This is a genomic window from Corynebacterium sp. AOP12-C2-36, from assembly GCF_052379185.1.
Lineage (GTDB): Bacteria > Actinomycetota > Actinomycetes > Mycobacteriales > Mycobacteriaceae > Corynebacterium.
In genome coordinates this window covers 1-825 of record NZ_JBQSYJ010000072.1, presented here as the reverse complement: position 1 = coordinate 825, position 825 = coordinate 1, and the positions used below count along the sequence as shown (strand labels likewise).

At 68.4% G+C, this 825-nt stretch carries 1 pseudogene; it reads left to right on the top strand.

The features are described from left to right. A pseudogene (locus ACT3UN_RS16505) lies at positions 1–825 on the top strand (hypothetical protein); the annotation flags it as partial.

Here is an 825-nt window from a genome sequence, read left to right as displayed (position 1 = left end):
CGGTCGAACGTGCGCCAGGTCATCCCCTGGAACACCACCGTCACCGACGACAACGGCGACTCCCGGCAGGTCCGGGTCGTGGACACACCCGACGGCCCGGCGGTGGTCGCCGACGACGGCACCGCCACCGGTGAGGTTCTCACCACCGACACCGACTCCGGGGTGACCTCGACAACCCGTCGGGACGGCCTGGAAGGCCGCCAACTCACCGACCCCGACACCGCCCGCGCCGAGAGTGCCGACGACACCGATACAACCCCGACGTCCGAAGCAGCCCCGGCCGGAACCTCCGGTGACCACGCCGCCAACGGCGCCAACGGCGCCAACGGTACTGGCGGTGACGGTGATCAGGGCGGCAGTGGTGGTGACCTGCCGGTCGGCCCGTTGGGTGCCGGAGGTGCCACCGCCGGTGGTGTCGGAGCACTGTTAGCCCAACGTGCTGCGCGGGGGCGGCGTCGCGACGGCGCCCACCGCGGTGACATCAACTGGGGCAATGGTCGTGAGCAGTCCCTGATCCTGTTGGAAGGCCCAGACTCCCCACGCGAGCACCGTTTCGACATGGACGTGCCCGCCGGTGGGCAGATGGTGAAAAACCCGGACGGCAGTGTCGATGTCCTCGACGCCGACGGCAACGTCGTTGAGCATGTCAAAGCCCCGTGGGCTTATGACGCGCTCGGCCGACCGGTGGAGACCTACTACGAGGTCGACAACGAGACCGGCGAACTGGTGCAGGTCGTCGACCCGGACCGCACGAGCGTACTGCCGATCCTGGCCGACCCCGACAAGCAGAAGAGTGAGCCTCTGAAACCTAGCGACCCAGGTTTT